The organism is Neptunomonas concharum, assembly GCF_008630635.1.
Classification (GTDB): Bacteria; Pseudomonadota; Gammaproteobacteria; order Pseudomonadales; family Balneatricaceae; genus Neptunomonas; species Neptunomonas concharum.
Window position 1 is genome coordinate 2,299,266 of the sequence record NZ_CP043869.1, and the last position, 15,302, is coordinate 2,314,567.

Sequence of the window (15,302 nt, forward strand, 5' to 3'; positions counted from 1 at the left end):
CTCTGCTATTGTGAGTGTATTAGAATAAGCTTATAACAATAACAGAGGTTTTCCATGTCTCGATTGCAACAGCTCGTATCATTGTTTCTGCTGACCTTTAGCTTTTTAGCGTATGCAGAGGAAGTCACTCTTCCCTTCAAGGGCATCACGCTCAATGCGGACTTTCAAACGAGTGATGCACAGCCATTGAGTGATGGAGTGATTGTGCTGGTACATGGCACCCTCGCCCATAACCACATGGAAATCATTAGAGCTTTCCAAGAGCAGCTCACAGAAAACGGCTATCATACCCTCGCCATTAACCTTAGCTTGGGCGTTGATAACCGTCACGGCATGTACGACTGCAACACACCCCATCAACATAAACATACCGACGCACTCACAGAAGTTGATCAGTGGATTCAGTGGCTCAAAAACCAAGGGGCTGACAAGATCACATTACTCGGCCATTCACGCGGTGGTAATCAAGTTGCGTGGTATACTTCAGAACATCCAGAGCAGGTACAGCGACAGGTTCTGATAGCCCCTGCTACATGGAGCGCAGAACAGGAGCGTGTCGATTACCAAACTCGATACAAGAAAAACCTTGAGCAGGTGATAAAGGAGGCCGAGCAAACACCAGAAAATGCGTGGCTAAAAAATACCGATTTCATCTATTGCGCTAATAGTGAAGTCACAGCAGGCTCTTTCCTTAACTATTACAAGCCGGACACCCGTTTCAACACGCCTGATATTATTAAGAACACCACTACGCCTACATTGGTTTTTAGTGGGTCTGAAGATACAACCGTCAAAGATCTGCCTGTGCAAATGAAAAGAATCGATAATCCGCATATACGCTATTTCGACATTGAAGGGGCAGACCATTTCTTTATGGACCTTTATACTGACGAAGTTGTCGAATTGATCGTTGAATTTTTGGAATCTAACTAATGGCCCGATTACTCGCCTTATTGCTCTTTTTACCTTGGCTGATAGCGCAAGCAGGTGAACTTCCCAAAGCACAAAACTTCCAGCTGGATGCAAAACAACTGCAACCTCAGCAGCTTTTACTGGTGCTAGCTAGCCGACATGATTGTAGCTATTGTTCTTTAATCAGGAATGATTTTTTGTACCCTATGTCTCAGAATCCAGGGTATCAAAAAAAGCTGATCATTAGGGAATTGAAGATAGACGAGAATAAAAAGATCATTGATTTTGATGGAAGGCCTATTGCAGTAAAAGAACTTGCGCGACGCTACAATGCCAGCTTAACGCCAACACTCATGTTTCTCGATAAAACTGGGAAGCAGCTCACCAAGAACCATGTTGGAATCACAACGCCTGAGTTCTTTGGTTTTTATTTAGACCAGTCAATAGAGGCAGCTCTTGAGCACCTTGCTATACAGTGACACGCTTTAACGGCTATGCCCACATTACCCATACATCAATGCCTTTCTCAGCTTTTTGAAGCATTAAACTATCGAGATGAAGCGGTACTACAAGCCCCACCAGGCGCAGGTAAAACCACCGTTGTCCCACTAGCTCTACTAGAGCAGTCGTGGCTTCAAAAGCAAAAGATCATTATTTTAGAGCCGCGGCGCATAGCCGCGAAAGCGGCGGCTGAACGTATGGCAACGTCCTTAGGAGAAAGTGTCGGAGAAACCGTTGGCTACCGTATCAGGATGGATACCTGTGTAAGTCAATACACCCGCATCGAAGTCATTACAGAAGGCATACTAACCCGTATGCTCCAAGAAGACCCTAGCCTTGAAGGTGTCGGCTTGGTGATATTTGATGAGTTTCATGAACGCAGCCTTGATGCCGATTTAGGCTTGGCGTTATGCTTGCAAAGCCGGACATTATTTAGAGATGATATTGCCCTAAAGCTCTTGGTGATGTCAGCCACATTAGACACACCAGCAATCTCAACACTGCTCAATCATGCTCCGATTATCCACAGTGAAGGCCGCACTTATCCCGTCGACATTTTTTACACCGCCCCTTGGCAAGCTAGCCAGCCCATTGAGCCTCGCGTAGTTAAAACCATTCTACAGGCACTTGATGAGCAACAGGGAAGCTTACTGGTTTTTTTACCGGGCCTCGCTGAGATTCAGCGGGTAGAGGAACAGCTCCAAGCACATTTAACAACTCGCTACGAGCACCAAACCATTGAAATCACACCACTCTATGGCGATCTTAGCTTACAACAGCAAAAAAAGGCGATATCTCCCCCTAATCAAGGCCATCGAAAAGTTGTTCTGACCACATCCATAGCAGAAACCAGCCTAACCATTGAAGGCATCAACATCGTTATCGATAGCGGCCTGAGCCGTCAAGCCATCTATGATACAAACACCGGCATGACACGCTTACATACCCGGCGTGTGTCTCGCTCTACCAGTGAACAACGTGCTGGTCGTGCAGGACGCCTCGAAGCAGGCATGTGCTACCGATTATGGTCAAAGGCTCAACAAGAACAGTTAGCTCCCTTTACACCACCAGAAATATCTCAAGCGGACCTCACGCCTCTTGTACTGCAACTCCACCAATGGGGCTGCAAAACACCCAATGAGTTATCATGGATAGACCCACCCTCTCCATCAAGCTATCAACAAGCGCAGTCTCTCTTACACGCACTAGGCGCATTACACCGTGTAGAAAGCGGCTTTCAGCTTACCCCTGAAGGCCAATTGATGGCTGCGTTACCGTTACATCCAAGGCTGGCTAAAATGCTGTTAGTCGCCCGTCACTACCAATTAGAAAATTTAGCTTGTGACTTGGCGGCAATTTTTACTGAGCGGGATCCTATTCGTAGCCATCAAGCAGACATTCAGCTGCGCTTGGATTGGTTACTGGAACCACCGAGAACCTCTGGTCAAGCCTATCGAATCAAGCAACAAAGCCAGCGCCTTTTAACACTATGCAGGACGCTACCAAAAGCGAACCTATCAAAAAGCCTGCCCACTAACCAGCAACTAGGTTTATTAATTGCCAGCGCCTGGCCGGATCGCCTTGCTAAGAAAAAAGCACCGGGTGTCTACCAGCTGGCAAATGGCCGTGCAGCGCACCTTAATCAGCAAGATTACCTTTCTCAACAGGGCTGGCTAGCCGTAGCGCAACTAGGTGGGAAAGAGAGCCAAACACAAGATAAAATCTGGCAAGCAGTAGCTTTTGACTCCGCTTTATTACAGCAAGAATTATCCCACCTTATATTCGATCAAGAGCTCATTGAGTGGGATGAGACAGCGGGAAAAATTATTGCAGAACAACGTCAATACTTAGGAAAGATCATTCTATCCAAGCAACCTCTGCTGTCACTTCCTGAGTGCGCTCACGAAAAAGCCTTACTTAATTACATACGCCAACGAGGATTAAACGTACTCCCATGGGATGCTGCTACGCTTAAATGGCGTCAACGAGTAACGCTAGCAAGCACGCTGTTGCCAGACAATTATCCATGGCCTGATCTCTCAGACTCGGCTTTACTGAACACAATGGAGACTTGGCTACAGCCTTACTTAGCAGGCTGTAAGTCGCTTGAGCAGTTAGCAAAGCTCGACTTGCGATCGATTCTTATCAACTTATTACCGTGGGAACTGACACAACAGTTAAACACACTTATACCTGAAAAGATCAAAGTGCCATCAGGCTCTCTCATACCAATTGATTACTCCACCTCACCTCCCGTTTTAGCCGTGAAGCTTCAAGAGATGTTCGGCTTAAATGAAACACCCACAATTGCCTCTAAAGTAACATTGCAAGTTCATCTCTTATCACCTGCCGGTCGTCCTCTTCAAGTAACACAAGACCTTGAACATTTTTGGCAAAATGTTTATCCGCAGGTAAAAAAGGAGATGAAAGGTCGCTACCCCAAACACCCTTGGCCTGATAACCCCCTAGATGCCATTGCTACCGGAAAAACCAAACGACACCTAGCATCATAAAACCGTGTTTTTTCTGTATATCACTGCAAATACCCTCTAAGCTATGGACGACCTATTTTTTGCCAGTTTTCGGGATCCCTATGTGGTTTAAGAATCTTATCTTTTATCGTTTTACAGAATCACAAGATTACACACAGTCACAACTTGAGAGCGCTTTCGCTGAGCACCTCTTTCAACCCTGTCGCAGCCAGGAACTGAGTCGTTACGGCTGGGTTGCCCCTCACTCAGCACTCGATCAGCAATCTGTTTTCAGTAGTCAGGGAGCTTTCTTAATTGCCGCTCAAAAAGAGGAAAAAATACTGCCGGCTACCGTGATCAAAAGAAAACTGAATGATCGTGTTGCCCAAATTGAGCAGGAACAAGCTCGGAAAGTTTATCGTAAAGAACAACTACAGCTGAAAGATGAAATAATTCTCGACTTACTACCGCGAGCATTCAGCCGATATCAGCAAACCTTCGCGTTAATTATGCCAAGAGCAGGGTTCATTGCTGTTGATAGCTCAAGTCATAAGCGAGCAGAAGAACTTCTCAATTTACTACGTAATAGTTTATCAACACTACCGGTTATCCTGCCTGATGTGCACCACTCACCGGGTGTAATCATGTCACAGTGGCTACAACAGACTGCCTCAACTCCCGGTTTTTCCTGCTTAGAAGAGTGCGAGCTAAAAGATAGCCAAGAAGAAGGTGGTATTATTCGGATCAAAGGGGAAGATCTACACTCCAACGAGATTATTGCTCACTTGGAGGCTGGTAAGCAGGTTTCAAAACTGGCTTTAGAGTGGGATAGCACACTTTCATTTGTACTACAGGATGACCTAAGCCTCAAACGAGTCAAACCGAGCGAAGAGCTTACACAAACTCTCAATGAGGAAGCCTCAGAAGACCCCTTAGTCAGACTCGACAGCGATATTGCCCGATTAGCGATGGAGTATCAGCGCTTACTACCTCAGCTTCTTGATGCTTTTGGCGGAGAGATTCAACGCTCATAAAAATTTAACAAGAAGGGGCCTAAAAAGCCCCTTTCGTATTGGTGAGATTATTACTCAGCCTCTGCAGCTTCACCAACGACAGTGAAACCTAAGCTTGTCCAAGCCTGCATACCGCCACGATAATATTTAATTTTTTCAGCCGGATAACCCAGTTCAAGCATAGCTCTTACCATAGCGGGGGTTTGCCCACACCAATAACCGTTGCAAAACATGGCGAGCGTTTTAGCAACACTAAAATCATAGCTGCCATCCTCTTGCTTTTTCGCCCCGAAGTCATCCAGTGCCCAATCGCGGTCCTCTGGATCATCCATCATCGTATACGGATAGCTCACTGCACCGGGAATCGTCAAACGTTGATGCCAACCCACCGTTCGGGTATCCACAATCATAATGGTTTTGTCTGTTTGTGCGTCCATCATGTATTTGACAAATTCACGCTCACCTAACGTCTCAACATCATAAGGCTCAAACGGGTGCATAGCCTGAGGCATACCCCGAAACGTCGTGGCATATAACTCACTTATACGATTGTCCGGATTCTGATTACGCTTAATCTCCATCTTCTTGCCATCATGCATCACCTCAAAAGAGTAGAGCCCGGGGGCGATCATGGCTTTTCCTCCTCCCTCCGCCATAACACAGGGAGAAGAAACGAGTAGACCAGCTAACGCAATGGAAGTAAGAGACTTAAGAAACATAACGAAATACTCTGCTTATTGTTATAAGGATATTTTCATACGATATAAGTATGGTTATACACCACTACACCTATTTCTTCCATCGACTTCACTACGACTTAAGGTGAATAAAACTTAAACGAATTTCTTGATTCATCCTGATAGCAAGGTAGACTTACCCTCCTTCACCATTCAGAGTCGACTATGTACAGCGTAAAAGAGATGTTCTACACCCTACAAGGAGAGGGTGCCCATGCTGGCCGACCCGCTGTCTTCTGCCGTTTCACAGGCTGCAACCTGTGGTCAGGTCGAGAACAAGATCGAGCACAGGCGATTTGTGACTTTTGCGACACCGACTTTATCAGTACTGATGGTCAAAATGGGGGGAAGTTTCCTACAGCGGAATCGCTGGCAAGCACGATACAACGCTTTTGGCCGACACCTGAAGGCAAACCCTTTGTTGTGTTTACCGGCGGCGAGCCTGCATTACAAGTGGATACCCCCCTTATCGAAGCCATGCATTTATTAGGTTTTGAAATCGCGATCGAAACTAATGGCACTCGCCCCCTTCCAGAGGGGATTGACTGGATTTGCGTCAGTCCTAAAGGTAGCTCGGAGGTTATCATCGAAGCAGGGGATGAGTTAAAGCTGGTCTACCCCCAAGATAAAGCGTTACCAGAACGTTTTAAACACCTCAGCTTTTCTCACTTTTATTTACAACCTATAGATGATCCTAGGTGCCCGAATGCAACTCAGCAGGTAATCGATTACTGCTTACGCCACCCCCGCTGGAAAATGAGCTTACAGACCCACAAAATTGTAGGTATTGACTAGTTCTGAATGCTAGGACTCTTTCTTTGTGGGAGGTTTCTGATAATAATCAGAAACACGGCGGGTATTTGCATCAACACGCCATATAAAAGCACGACACCTGACATCTGCGCATCATTTAGCACGGTGCCGGTGATAATAAGTGCCAGGCCAGCATTTTGAATACCGGTTTCAATTCCTAGTGTCAGTCGTTGCTCAATAGCAAAGCCAAAGCTAGCTGCAATAAGCCAAGAGATAATAACGGCTAATGCCGCCATCACAATCATCACTACGCCTAGCTCCTCAAGAAGCACGATGAGATGAGTTTGATTACTCTTAACGATGCCTATCACAACTAATATCATAAAACCTAAAGAGCTCCATTTTACGACCGGCTGTAGCCTCGTTGCCCACCTCGGTAAATGATAAAAAATTACCATACCCAAAAAAATCGGGAGTAATGCGATAAAAAGGAGCTTTATGAGTGTTTGCGTAATAGGAAAGCTCACGGCGGTCTCAATACTCATCCAATGCTGTAGTACATAGAATGAAAGAATAGGAAGTGTAAAGGGCGTGACTATACTGGCAATGGCCGTTAAACAAACAGACAAAGCAATATCAGCCCGACACAAGTAACTGACCATATTAGACGTAGCCCCTCCTGGGGCTAACGTCAAAATCATGATCGCAGCCGCATAAGCCCCTGACACTTGAAAGAGCGTCACTAACAGACAGCCCAATAGAGGCAACCCAATAAGTTGCAGCCCGCTGCCTAGTAAAACAACGCCGGGCTGCTTTCTCAGTCGAATGAAGTCATCCAGACGCAAAGACAACCCAATACCTAGCATAATTAAGAAAAGTGCAAGTGGTAAAACGACTTGAGTCAGGCTGGTATTTTCCACAGTGAAACCCATTCGCAGGCAAAGAAAAAAACCATACTAAAACCTTGTGCAACGCAACACAAGGTGTGACTATTCGGCTCAATCCAGCACTATCTCTAGGCTTGCGCGAGGTGCCCACACATCCTGTGGATAACTCTGTTAACACTGTAAGAAAAACGTCTTACAGGCCCTACGAGAGCAGCGCTCAAGACAAATTGATTGCTTTTTAACCAATTGTTTTTATTCTTTAAATTCAACAAGTTAATATCAGTCAAGCAATAAAAATCCCGCTTTTTCCACTCCAAATACTAAATCAAAGACTTAAAACGTTTTTTCTGATGTCAATACATAAAAAAACAAAAATATTAATTTTTTACTCCGAAAATATGGCCCCAAGTTCCTTGGAGAGGTAACATCCGACGCACTCTAAAAAGATAGGTTAAAAGAATGTCGCCTCCAGCAAACAGAAATAAGGAAGCACAAAAAGTCACCATCATCGGTGCCATTTTGGATACCCTATTAGGATTCGCCAAAATCATCATTGGTGTTGCCGCCAATTCAAGTGCACTAATTGCCGACGGTATTCACTCCTTTTCTGATTTATTAACCGACTTTATGGTCGTCATTGTTTTTCATTTCTCCCATGAAAAACCCGACGAGGACCATCCATGGGGACATGGCCGCTTCGAAACAGTCGGAACGGTTTTGTTGGGGTGCGTACTAATTGCTGTAGCTGGCGCCATGGCGTTTGAAAGTAGCATGTCACTTTGGGAAAACAATTCAAACCTTCCCACACCAGGCTGGGGAGCCTTATTAGTTGCATTTTTATCTATAGTCAGTAAAGAGTGGATCTTCCGTTATACACTCGCTGTTGGAAAGCGCATACAATCAGATCTACTTATCGCAAATGCTTGGCATAGCCGAACAGACTCCCTTTCATCTATTGTCGTTTTGATAGGTATAGCAGGGGCTATGGCTGGGTTTCCTTGGTTCGATAAAGTAGCAGCAATTGCCGTAGCCGCCTTTGTAGGAAAGATAGGTTGGGACCTAACCTGGACCAGCATTAAAGAATTAGTTGATACTGCGCTTCCGGAAGAGCGGGTCAACGAGCTACGTGAAACTGTAGCTGAAGTCGATGGCATTATCAGCGTACATAACTTTAAAAGTCGTAGTATGGGAAGCAAAAGCCTGTTAGAGATGCACATTCAGGTTCCCCCCTACTGCAGCGCCTCAGAAGGTCATTGGATCGGAGACACCGCTGTAATGCGCTTACTACAGAGGTTCGACGACATAGGTCATGTCATTTTTCATATTGATACTTACGATGACGAAGAGGAGAACTTTTGCCGAATTCTTCCACTGCGCAAGGAGATTGAGCAGGTACTTGCCGATGCCATATCTCCCCTATTGCCCCAATGCACAGACTACTACCTAACGCTTCACTATCTCCATGACTTAATAGAGATTGAGTTAAAACTGGGTAAGCGGGCCAGCGAGCAACTCAATGATAGCTCCCTGTCACTCGCCGATTTAAATAGCAGGCTCAATGAGTCCTTAACGGACTACCCTTGGTTTTCTCGTTTATCAATCTGGCAACGCTGATAGAGGAAAAGATTCAGCCTCTAAAATCTGATCGCGAGCGGCCCTCAAAGCCGCTTCGCGGGAATTAAAGCGGTTTTTTTCCTCTACCAACGCTGCAACACTCATCCTGTCTAGTATGTGGCTCACCATAGTGTTAGCACCAGACATCATGACTTCCTGGCTCGCTAGACTAGCGTCCATAATGACCTCCTCCAGCGCTAAAGCGGTTGAAACATCGATATGCGGTACATTACTGAAATCTAAAACCAGCACTTCATGGGACTTACACCCCACTAACTTATTTGAAATCCCCTTAGCCGAAGCGTAGCTCACCGGTCCATTTAATTGATAAAGTAGTACTCTACCCTGAGCGTCTTGGAGATATTGGCTTTCAACCGCATCCAGGAACTGATGATCATCAGGGTTGTCTTGGATAATACGCAACGACTCCACTTGGGTGTCACTTAGACGCTTAACCGTATAGATATTCGCTATGAACACCCCCACAGCCACGGCGGTTATCAAGTCGACAAAAACTGTTAGCCCCCACACAGACGTCATTAAAGCCATCACAAAAATAGGTGCTTTATGAACCCTGCGCAGAAAGCGCCAATCAATAATATCAATACCCACTTTAATCAGAATGCCAGCCAACACAGCCAAAGGAATATGTGAGGCAAAGTCACCCGCACCTAATACGATAATAAAGAGTATGAGCGCATGAGTCATACCCGACAATGGAGTTTTACCTCCAGCTCTGATGTTGACTACCGTTCTCATCGTAGCTCCAGCACCCGGTAAACCACCGAAGAGGCCGGCTACCATATTACCTATCCCTTGGCCTACTAACTCTCTCTCTGAACGGTGTTGCGTCCTTGTTAGATTGTCAGCTACAAGCGATGTTAACAGTGAATCAATGGAGCCTAACGTCGCTAACATCAAAGCCGAAATCAGCATATCTTGGGCTAAATCAAGATTGACCACAGGCCAATGTAGTGAAGGTAACCCTGTCGGTATTACGCCAATCACATCAACACTCTGGAAAAAATATAACGACAGCAGTGTGCCAACAAATAAAGCAATTAAAGGGGCAGGAAGCCACTTCTCTATCGAACGTGGCGTAGCATATACAATAAGCAGTGTAGTCCCTCCCAGAACAAGGGCGGGGATACTGGCGTTTAAGATCATATCAGGCACAGAAGTAACAACATCTACAACACCAACAATCGCCTCAGCCCCCAAGAAAGGAGGTAACTGCAGTAAGATAATGATGGTTCCAATGCCTGTCATAAACCCAGAAATTACAGGGAATGGCATCAAAGTAATAAACTGTCCAAGACGGAAAACGCCAAATAAAACCTGAAAAAAACCACCCAACATGACAACCGTAAAAGCCATAGCGGGTCCGGTATCAGGGTCTAAAGCAGCATAATGGGTAAAAACACCCGCCATCACAACCGTCATCGGTCCAGTCGGCCCCGAAACTTGTGATGGCGTACCACCAAATAACGCAGAAAATAATCCCACAAAGACCGCGCCGTATATTCCTGCTATCGCTCCTGCACCAGAAGATACACCAAAGGCTAACGCCAAAGGCAGAGCAACTATGGCGGCAGTTACCCCCCCGAAAAAGTCACCTTTTAAGTTGCGAGCATGTAAACCGTAAGTTAACTGCATGAAAGCCCCCGTCATTGGAAGCATGAAGTTACGCCTTAATAGACTAAACCGTCAATTCGCTTTTAGGAAAAAGGTGAAAACCATTTTTTCATCAGCGGTTTGATTTATTTTTTTTCGGCTATACTCAACTCAAAGGTTAAGAGTTCCGAATATTTGCCGATACACCTAATTCAACATTTTCGGAATTCTAAATATTTTTAAACAACCGTTTTATTTTGTCATGAAGGCCGCTATATTATTAGCGATTCTTGAGTTAGCTGTACAATTATCATGTTTGATTCCTATGACTAAATCCTCATAGGAAAGCGAAGGGGATGTATGAAGTTCGCTGAAAATTCAACACAATCCGCTGAATATTTACGTCAAGCCATTCCATTAATGGTCAAATATAATATTCCGCCAAATCCGTTAAATTATGCACTTTGGTATACTTATGTCTCAAATAAAGTGCCTAACCTTAACTATCAAATGGATCAAACCTTAGAAACATATGGCACTTGTCCAACGATATTGAGTGAGCAACTTTTCAGAGAGCACGTCATCAGTGACGAGCTTAGCGACAATGATGCTGCTCAAGCTCAACTCATTGCACTAACAAGCAGTTTAAGTGAGCATGTGAATGATGCCGCAGAGCACACCTCTAACTACAGTTTACTATTAGAAGATAGCCTGGATGCGCTTAATGACCCTCATAAGAGCCCACCCATTGAGGAGATCATCAATAAATTGGCGAGAAATACCGCATCTATCACAGAAGCCACCAGTCAATTTCAACAACAAATAGCGGCCGCGCAAGAAGAGATTTCGGCCCTTAAAGAAGAGTTACAAAAGACTCGTCAAGATGCTCGCATTGATCCATTAACAGGTTTATTTAACCGAAGAGTTTTTGATACTGAGCTAGAGCAAATCATCGGCGCTAGCTCACCACCCATAACCAGTCTGATCATGATTGATATAGATTTTTTCAAGAAATTCAATGATGAGTATGGTCACCTCATGGGTGATAAAGTCTTGCAATACTTTGGTAAACTCCTCAAAGATGAGTGCAAAGAACCTACGCTTGCAGTGCGTTTTGGCGGCGAAGAGTTCGCCATCTTGCTGATAGGACAACCACTGTCTTTGGCCGCAGAACTTGCTGAAACCATGCGCCACAAAATTCAGGCTATACGTATCAAACAGAAAAAAACAGGGCAAGTGATTAGCTCAATTACCGCATCTTTTGGTGTGGCTCAGTTAACGTCGAATGAAAGTGCAGAGCAGTTTATTGAAAGAGCCGACAAAGCCCTGTATGCCGCGAAATCAGAGGGAAGAAACAGGGTTATTCAAAGATAAGTTCATCAATTCACATACGTTGCAGGGCTAGCCTGCAACGCATTTCCTGCGGCTTTAAATTTCTGCTATCCGATATAATACGGCATCTTTATATCCCGTGATTACAGGGATGACGCCCGAAAGCTCACGATCCAACAGCTCATCGCCAGTATCAACAATTAAAGGTCGTCCAGACAACTGCGTCAGCTTCGTTTTAGTCGCAATAACCTTGATATTTTCCTTTCCTACCCGGCGAATCAGCTCAGGTGAAAGTTGCTGATTTCCCCGCCCTAAAATATGCCCTTGACCACCGATGATTGTAATAATGATCGTTGCCTGACGCCCCTCGGTTAGAGACAGTAATGTTTGCGCTGTGCAATCTGACGCGACTATTTGATGATTCTCAACAAGATCCACACCTAACAGTGTACTTTTCAGCCCTAACTCATCCATAACAGCCTGCACCGTTGAGCCAGAGCCCATAATATAAAGTTGATCAGACTCCATCTGTTCAATAATTTCCGCCGCTATATCGGCTAAAACCAGCTCCTCAGACTCTTTTCCGCCGTTTTTAACTTGCTGGAGATAACGATGCTCTTGAGGAACCTTTAACTCACCGTAATATTTCGCCCTAACCGTTCCTGCACGAAAAGCTTCCTCATCAATATCACGAACTTCCTGATCGCCTAGAGTGACTAATTCACCGCGCACTAACATGGCGACGATTTCACCCGCTGCTTTTGGCGTCACAGCATAAACACCCGAATGTATTTTGACTCCAGCAGGGATTCCAAGCACCGGAAATTGATCGGGTAACGCCTTACAGATGTTTCTCGCTGTTCCATCTCCACCTGCAAACAGCAATAAGTCTATCCCTTTAGCACATAACTCACGTGCTGCCCGTTCAGTATCTTCAGGGGTGGTATTGCCTGACTCAATCTGTCCAATCACTGTCGGGATAAAACCCGATGCAAGCGCAGCCTCCTCACCCATCTCAGCTGGGTAAGTTAAAATCTCAACGGGTAGCCCTTTAAGCACTTCCAAAGCGATACCTGTGCGCTGTTGTGCTTTGGGCTCAGCACCGAGTTCAAGAGCTCGTTGTGTGGTCGCCTGTCCATCACTCCCCTTTAAGGCCACACTTCCTCCCAACCCCGCTACGGGATTGATTAATAAACCTAATCGAAAGGTTTTCTGCTGCTCAGTCATGACCTAAATAACCTAATTCTATTAAATATTGCTGATAGTAAAATGCCGCTAATAGTAGCTCTGTATCTTCTTCTAGCGCATCAAACTCCACGCCATGTAATACAACACCGGGTTCTAATTCTTCGATATTTTTTAGGGTAGCTGGAAGAAGCACTATCTGATCCATAGATTGGACGCGAAAGCGAAACGTTAAAAAGAGCGACTCACCGATCGGAGCAATTCTATCAGAAGCCTCTATAGAGGCTCCTTTCATCCCCAAATCCCTACAGTAGAGCAATTTAGGCAAGCTATAGCGAGCAGCGTACTCCTCACGCTGATGATCAACCGATACAGTTAAATTAACCGGTATACGCTCGTGATGCCTTAAAGTTTGAAACTCAGCACTGTCAGGATAACTCAGATGAAAGTGCGGATATGGATACGTCAAGACCTTGTCTACACGAGTCTTAAACGCACATAAGTAGTTCCCGGACACCATTCTGAGCGTTGCAACACTACCTTCAGTATTTTGCCCTTTCATAAGACTTTTAGGTGCAGTCACGATGACGCCTGCACCCTCTTTAAAGCCTAACATTGTTAAAATAAGCCTGCGTCTGGAAGCCTGAAGCTCCAGTGCAACCTGCTCTCCTATACAGAGCCTTAAGGCTCTCGATATGCTCATCGGTGTCGAGTGAGTGATACGTTTTACCATTAATACCTCATCTAAGCGCCCTCAAGCTTACGCTAACTCAAGCGTAAATCCGAGGTTTTTCAAGGTATTAGATAATTGGCTTTCTGCAAGGCCTTTGATCACCAATGACTCAAACTCTCGGCGAACAGGATAGTGCTTACGCAGTCTATCAAAGCGAGTTGCCTGATCTTGATAACCAATACTCGCCCTCAGCGCACGATCATCACAATAAGGGTCATATACGAGCCGAATCAGTGCTTTAGCCGTAACCTCATCGCTAACATGAACGTGATGGATCGCAGCCTTAGGAAGATAGCTTGGAAAAGCTGCAGGAGGTGCTTCTCCAAAAATATCAGCGAAGCGAGATCGCAGCATATGCGTCCCTCTCAGTTTCCCCTCCAAGCTATAGCCGGCTATGTGTGGTGTGGCAATAGAAACTCGATTAACTAAGCTTTCATCCAACCGTGGTTCATGCTCCCAAACATCCAACACAACTTGCAGATCGGGCCTTTCATCAAGTGCAATCAACAAAGCCTGATTATCAATAACAGAACCTCGTCCAGCATTGATAATCAAAGCGCCCGCCTTGCAAGCCGCTAACTGCTCCTGCGCAATCAAATGATACGTCGGAAAATCACCATCCGTTATTAAAGGTGTATGGCAGCAGATAATATCGGCACGCGACAGTAGCTCTTGCAGACTAACAAAACCTTGCTCCCCTTTGGCTTGCCGAGGTGGATCATTTAATAGAACCTTGATTCCTAGTGCCGTTAGGCGCTGCTGTAAGCGGCCACCTACATTGCCAACACCGACAATGCCAACGGTCAAATGGTTATATAAAGCTTCCTCTTCACGAAGGCTGAACACAACAGACAGCACATACTCTGCCACAGCATTCGCATTACATCCTGGCGCACTGAAAAAAGGTATGCCCCTTTTATCTAAACTGGCTTGATCAATATGATCCGTTCCAATAGTTGCTGTCCCTACCATTTTAAGTTGGTTAGCCTGTGCCAATAGCGCATCATTCACCTGAGTCACTGATCGTACAAGGAGCACATCCGCTCCCTTTAAATACTCCGCTGAGAGCGTTCTTCCAGCAACCTTTACAAGGTCTACATCAGCGCCAAACATAGGCTCTAATCCCGGAATATTCTCATCAGCAATAATTTTCAATTTATTCGTTCCCAAGGTGGCTCCTAGGCTTTACAAATGCAGAGGATTAAGGCTCAATTCGCGCCATTATAAATCCCCACAGCTATTGATTGAATGGTAAACCCCGCTTGATTGTACATTGGCGCAAAAATCAGGAATATCTCATCATTCGCCTATACCAGGATCTGGTCGGCGACTGGGTTGTTTCTGAGAGTCGGGGACACCTTCAAGCCCACTCGGGCCACGAATGCACACGCACTATCTTAACCTCTTACCTTGAGGCAAGGCGGCTTGTGCTCAGCCTCAACAAACAAAACCGGCAATTGGGGTATAAAAAAACAGCAACCGCTGAAGAACAACTAGGTTTTCAGTTCGATTAACTCGGCTACCTTCTTACTTTTGTCTCATTTGTTAAA

General features: G+C 45.4%; 14 protein-coding genes. 8 read left to right on the forward strand and 6 right to left on the reverse strand.

Annotation, left to right across the window (positions count from 1 at the left end):
• Window positions 1-54 precede the first annotated feature (54 nt).
• From F0U83_RS10815 to rdgC, 4 genes are all read left to right on the forward strand, one after another.
• Window positions 55-933: an alpha/beta hydrolase gene (locus tag F0U83_RS10815; RefSeq protein ID WP_138987528.1), complete on the forward strand. Its 879-nt coding sequence runs from the start codon at window positions 55-57 to the stop codon at window positions 931-933.
• Complete coding sequence (locus F0U83_RS10820; RefSeq protein WP_138987527.1) at window positions 933-1,391, forward strand: thioredoxin family protein; 459 nt, start codon at window positions 933-935, stop codon at window positions 1,389-1,391. The genes F0U83_RS10815 and F0U83_RS10820 overlap by 1 nt, the downstream gene beginning before the upstream one ends.
• A gap of 15 nt (window positions 1,392-1,406) precedes the next feature.
• Complete coding sequence (gene hrpB / locus F0U83_RS10825; RefSeq protein WP_138987526.1) at window positions 1,407-3,926, forward strand: ATP-dependent helicase HrpB; 2,520 nt, start codon at window positions 1,407-1,409, stop codon at window positions 3,924-3,926.
• An 80-nt stretch (window positions 3,927-4,006) separates the two neighbouring features.
• On the forward strand, window positions 4,007-4,918 hold the full coding sequence (gene rdgC, locus F0U83_RS10830) for a recombination-associated protein RdgC (RefSeq protein ID WP_138987525.1): 912 nt from the start codon (window positions 4,007-4,009) through the stop codon (window positions 4,916-4,918).
• Window positions 4,919-4,968: 50 nt separating this feature from the next.
• Here the strand turns inward: rdgC and F0U83_RS10835 are convergent, their stop codons facing one another.
• Window positions 4,969-5,616 (reverse strand): rhodanese-like domain-containing protein, encoded by a 648-nt coding sequence (locus F0U83_RS10835; protein WP_138987524.1) that lies wholly within the window; start codon window positions 5,614-5,616, stop codon window positions 4,969-4,971.
• A 183-nt stretch (window positions 5,617-5,799) separates the two neighbouring features.
• Here F0U83_RS10835 and queE point away from each other — a divergent pair, with 183 nt between their 5' ends.
• Complete coding sequence (queE, locus tag F0U83_RS10840) at window positions 5,800-6,429, forward strand: 7-carboxy-7-deazaguanine synthase (protein ID WP_138987523.1); 630 nt, start codon at window positions 5,800-5,802, stop codon at window positions 6,427-6,429.
• Here queE and F0U83_RS10845 read toward each other — a convergent pair.
• Entirely contained in the window at window positions 6,426-7,307 is an 882-nt protein-coding gene (locus F0U83_RS10845) for a bile acid:sodium symporter family protein (protein WP_170221802.1), read from the reverse strand. The genes queE and F0U83_RS10845 overlap by 4 nt on opposite strands.
• A 426-nt stretch (window positions 7,308-7,733) precedes the next feature.
• On the opposite strand from F0U83_RS10845, the gene F0U83_RS10850 reads away from it, so the two are divergent.
• Window positions 7,734-8,888, forward strand: coding sequence for a cation diffusion facilitator family transporter (locus F0U83_RS10850; RefSeq protein WP_138987521.1), 1,155 nt, complete (start codon window positions 7,734-7,736; stop codon window positions 8,886-8,888).
• Here the strand turns inward: F0U83_RS10850 and F0U83_RS10855 are convergent.
• Window positions 8,871-10,544 carry a SulP family inorganic anion transporter gene (locus tag F0U83_RS10855; protein ID WP_138987744.1) on the reverse strand — a complete coding sequence of 558 codons (1,674 nt, stop codon included), beginning with the start codon at window positions 10,542-10,544 and terminating at the stop codon, window positions 8,871-8,873. The two genes, F0U83_RS10850 and F0U83_RS10855, sit on opposite strands and share 18 nt — an antisense overlap.
• A 318-nt stretch (window positions 10,545-10,862) precedes the next feature.
• Here F0U83_RS10855 and F0U83_RS10860 point away from each other — a divergent pair, with 318 nt between their 5' ends.
• Window positions 10,863-11,876: a GGDEF domain-containing protein gene (locus F0U83_RS10860; protein ID WP_138987520.1), complete on the forward strand. Its 1,014-nt coding sequence runs from the start codon at window positions 10,863-10,865 to the stop codon at window positions 11,874-11,876.
• 54 nt (window positions 11,877-11,930) lie between these two features.
• Here F0U83_RS10860 and F0U83_RS10865 read toward each other — a convergent pair whose 3' ends face one another.
• From F0U83_RS10865 to F0U83_RS10875, 3 genes are read right to left on the reverse strand one after another with little or no spacing between them, the layout of a single operon-like run.
• A complete protein-coding gene (locus F0U83_RS10865) occupies window positions 11,931-13,061 on the reverse strand; it encodes an ATP-NAD kinase family protein (protein WP_138987519.1) in 1,131 nt (376 codons plus the stop codon).
• Window positions 13,054-13,752 carry a PilZ domain-containing protein gene (locus F0U83_RS10870; protein ID WP_138987518.1) on the reverse strand — a complete coding sequence of 233 codons (699 nt, stop codon included), beginning with the start codon at window positions 13,750-13,752 and terminating at the stop codon, window positions 13,054-13,056. The genes F0U83_RS10865 and F0U83_RS10870 overlap by 8 nt, the downstream gene beginning before the upstream one ends.
• A 27-nt stretch (window positions 13,753-13,779) precedes the next feature.
• The gene (locus F0U83_RS10875) at window positions 13,780-14,922 is read right to left on the reverse strand and encodes a 4-phosphoerythronate dehydrogenase (RefSeq protein ID WP_246077731.1); all 1,143 of its coding nucleotides are present in this window, start codon (window positions 14,920-14,922) and stop codon (window positions 13,780-13,782) included.
• Window positions 14,923-15,014: 92 nt separating this feature from the next.
• On the opposite strand from F0U83_RS10875, the gene F0U83_RS10880 reads away from it, so the two are divergent.
• The gene (locus F0U83_RS10880) at window positions 15,015-15,266 is read left to right on the forward strand and encodes a hypothetical protein (protein WP_138987517.1); all 252 of its coding nucleotides are present in this window, start codon (window positions 15,015-15,017) and stop codon (window positions 15,264-15,266) included.
• Window positions 15,267-15,302: the final 36 nt, after the last annotated feature.

Coding starts and splice junctions, on each gene's coding strand:
- F0U83_RS10835 (WP_138987524.1), bottom strand. CDS start 5,616: ATGTTTCTTAAGTCTCTTACTTCCATTGCGTTAGCTGGTCTACTCGTT.
- queE (WP_138987523.1), top strand. CDS start 5,800: ATGTACAGCGTAAAAGAGATGTTCTACACCCTACAAGGAGAGGGTGCC.
- rdgC (WP_138987525.1), top strand. CDS start 4,007: ATGTGGTTTAAGAATCTTATCTTTTATCGTTTTACAGAATCACAAGAT.
- F0U83_RS10815 (WP_138987528.1), top strand. CDS start 55: ATGTCTCGATTGCAACAGCTCGTATCATTGTTTCTGCTGACCTTTAGC.
- F0U83_RS10870 (WP_138987518.1), bottom strand. CDS start 13,752: ATGGTAAAACGTATCACTCACTCGACACCGATGAGCATATCGAGAGCC.
- F0U83_RS10820 (WP_138987527.1), top strand. CDS start 933: ATGGCCCGATTACTCGCCTTATTGCTCTTTTTACCTTGGCTGATAGCG.
- hrpB (WP_138987526.1), top strand. CDS start 1,407: ATGCCCACATTACCCATACATCAATGCCTTTCTCAGCTTTTTGAAGCA.
- F0U83_RS10865 (WP_138987519.1), bottom strand. CDS start 13,061: ATGACTGAGCAGCAGAAAACCTTTCGATTAGGTTTATTAATCAATCCC.
- F0U83_RS10860 (WP_138987520.1), top strand. CDS start 10,863: ATGAAGTTCGCTGAAAATTCAACACAATCCGCTGAATATTTACGTCAA.
- F0U83_RS10850 (WP_138987521.1), top strand. CDS start 7,734: ATGTCGCCTCCAGCAAACAGAAATAAGGAAGCACAAAAAGTCACCATC.
- F0U83_RS10855 (WP_138987744.1), bottom strand. CDS start 10,544: ATGCAGTTAACTTACGGTTTACATGCTCGCAACTTAAAAGGTGACTTT.